Source organism: Clostridium sp. Marseille-P2415, from assembly GCF_900155545.1.
GTDB lineage: Bacteria > Bacillota > Clostridia > Lachnospirales > Lachnospiraceae > Lacrimispora.
The window spans coordinates 3,913,041-3,916,009 of sequence record NZ_LT732526.1; the positions used below are offsets into that span (position 1 = coordinate 3,913,041).

General features: G+C 46.3%; 3 protein-coding genes and 1 pseudogene. All 4 read right to left on the reverse strand.

Features of this window, described 5'->3' with window-relative positions:
• On the reverse strand, positions 1 to 580 hold a 580-nt coding region (locus BQ9856_RS22855; RefSeq protein WP_077613038.1), incomplete at its 3' end, for a transposase family protein.
• 186 nt (positions 581 to 766) lie between these two features.
• Complete coding sequence (locus tag BQ9856_RS22860) at positions 767 to 1,543, reverse strand: ATP-binding protein (RefSeq protein ID WP_077613039.1); 777 nt, start codon at positions 1,541 to 1,543, stop codon at positions 767 to 769.
• A gap of 4 nt (positions 1,544 to 1,547) precedes the next feature.
• A pseudogene (locus BQ9856_RS22865) lies at positions 1,548 to 2,561 on the reverse strand (Mu transposase domain-containing protein); the annotation flags it as partial.
• 86 nt (positions 2,562 to 2,647) lie between these two features.
• A complete protein-coding gene (locus BQ9856_RS22870) occupies positions 2,648 to 2,827 on the reverse strand; it encodes a hypothetical protein (protein WP_077609371.1) in 180 nt (59 codons plus the stop codon).
• Positions 2,828 to 2,969 lie beyond the last annotated feature (142 nt).

The window sequence follows — 2,969 nt, forward strand, 5'->3', positions numbered from 1 at the left end:
GTCCATCAAGTATGGCAATGGGGTTGTGTGACTTCTCATCTACAATAATAGTGCCGTAGGTATTTCTTTTTTTGAAAGCAAAATCATCAATACCTACGATTTCACCACACTCTGAAGGTGCCTGATTCTCAAAGCGTTTCAGCAAAAGGCGTATTACACTATCGCCACTGATGCGAATGCCCATCTCTTTACAGATACGGGAACAACCTTCGCAGCTCGTTTCCAATGCTAATGTACTGATAAAATCAGCGCATCGCTCCGTCATACGGCTATAGTAATTGAGGAAACCATTATAGGTTTCAGCAATTGTAGAAACCTTGCAAGAATCATTTTCACAGTTATATTCGTGTGCAGTTATTTCAAGCTCTACCTGTTTTCCTAAAATAGGCAGATCCTGTACCTTGCGAATATAGGTGCCATGGTATTGGTTAGAAATTTGTTTACATTCAGGACATTCGCAAGATTCGGTTGCGGATTTCATACGGATTTTTATTTTGGTTCTGTCCACAATAATTTCTGTAATTCTCAATAACTCTGTTGGATAAAATTTATCTAAATTTAATGCTGTAGTATCGTTCATAAACAGTATCTCCTATAGCATTATAGTATATCATATAAACTTTATAAGCGAAAGATACAAAACGGATATTTGCGGAAGAACCATGAAATTGTACCGATGTTCCGGAAGAACGGATACCGCTGTTCCGGTCAGACAATACCGCTAGACCGGAACAGGGATACCGTTAATAAGCTGCTTTGTGCGAGTTTACTCGCTTAATGCTGGATCTAATCCGTATACCTCCCGCATAGACCGGTAGTTTACCGGGTCTGTTGGAATGATATTGATCTTATAGGCATCATGCTTGATGCGGTCGAGAATGGCCTCGGAAAGAGGGCTGTCATCTCCGCCAAGCTGGTCATACCATCCGTTTGAGTCATACTGTGAGCAGAAGACCGTGGAAGAATTCCGGCGTCTCCTGTGCAGCAATTCCAGGATGTCATGCTGTTCTGATTCTGTCGGCTTCAGCAGGAGCCATTCATCTATGATAAGAAGAACGGGATTCGCATACTTGGCCTGTACTTTTTTGTAAGTGCCGTCGCTTCGTGCTATCTCCAGTTCAAGGAGAAGGTCAGGAAGACGGATGTATTTGGTCTTGAAACGATGCTTGCATGCCTCCATGCCGAATGCGCATGCCAGATAGGTTTTGCCGCTGCCTGTAGCACCTGTGATAAAGAGGTTCCTGTTCTCTGTGATGTACTCACAGGTTGCAAGCCTCTCGATCAATACCCGGTTGAGTCTACGGCCGGATGTATAGTTAATATCAGAGATATGGGCCTCCGGCTGGTCAAACCCGGCATTGCAGATCAGGCGCTTTAAGCTGTTGTTCTTCCGGTTGCTGTACTCAACATCGACCAACATTCCGAAGCGGTCTTCGAAGGCAACCTCTTTCATTTTAGGGTCATCGATCTGTATACGGAACGCATCTGACATGGCTGTCAGGCGCATTTCGATCAGTTTATCCATTGTACTTTGAATGGTCATGGTCCTACCTCCTGTAGTAATCAGCGCCTCTGGTGAGCGCGTGGCTGTTCTGTGTGGATGTGGCCTGTGCATCAGGTGCCAGCCCTTTGTCCGATGGTGCTGCCCTGTCGTTGCCGGTATCAAGGATGTTCTTAATGCTCTTATAACTGGGCGTGGCGGTTAAGGAGAGGGCCTTTGTACAGGCCGCCTCCAGCCGGTCGACAGAATACTTGTCGGCAAGCTTCAGAAGGCCCATACAGCTCCTGTAGGACTGTTGTTCCACACGTTTGGAGTTAAGGATGCCATCCACTACCTGGTATGTGCCGGTGCCGATCCGTTCCGCCCATTTGCGGAAACGGTCGCCGTTCCACTCCAGATACTGCTGATGGGAGGCCGGCATATGTTCGGTAATGGTGCTGTACTGCCCCTTGCGACCGTAGAGACGGCGGTGGGAGGCAATACGGTTATTACTATAAAATATTTCAATCGTCGTACCTGTGACCCGTACATCAACCTTGCGTTTTATGTATTCATGCGGAACTGAGTATAGCATTCCAGCGCAAGATATGTGATAATTGAACTGGACGGCGGCTTGTTTCCATTCCGCCAGTTCATACGGGGCAGTAGGTAAAGGTGTCAGCAGTGGCAGTTCTTCGTTGCGGAAGATCTCATACCGGCTGCCCTCTTTTTTCTGGAAAGGGCGTCGGCTGAAAGCCTCCAGCTTTTGGTGGATAGCCCGGTTAAGCTCACCGATGGAAAAGAACTGTTCATCGCGCAGAGCTGCTGTGATCCAAGTGGAGATGTTACCCACGCAGCCCTCAGCATTTGGCTTATCCTTCGGAGCCCGGACGCGGGCGGGGATAACGGCAGTGCCATAATGTTCTGCCATCTCCTGATAGACCGCATTGATCCGTTGGTCTTTCCAGCCTTTGTTGTGGTCAACTGCAGTACGACAGTTATCCGGGACGAGGATCTTTGCAACACCGCCAAAGTATTCATACATATGGACATGTGCAGCGATCCATGATGGCTGTTTTTCATATAATAGGAAATTCCTCACGAATTATGGTTTATGTAAACAAATAGCCCTGCAAAAGCAGGGCATAGGTAACAGACGATGTTGAGTTAGAAGATATAAAACCCTTCTTCAAATTCATCATCATCAAGGTCATCATCCTCAATAAGGAAATAATGCATGTCAAGCAAGTCAGAATCGGTCATACCTTTTACCAGCTTGGCAGTCATGCCTTCCGGAGGATTTTTGATATATTTTTGTCTGAGTTCCTCTAATTGTTTTGGATCCATTGAAGCGCCTCCCATCTTTGAATACTTCCAGTATGAAACAGATGGGATAGAAAATCAAGCAGATTTTCCACTAGAGCGGCAGCGGTATTTTGCCAAAGCCCTTTCATAAAGTTTAATCAGAGGGACTCGTTTGTGGTTAAGG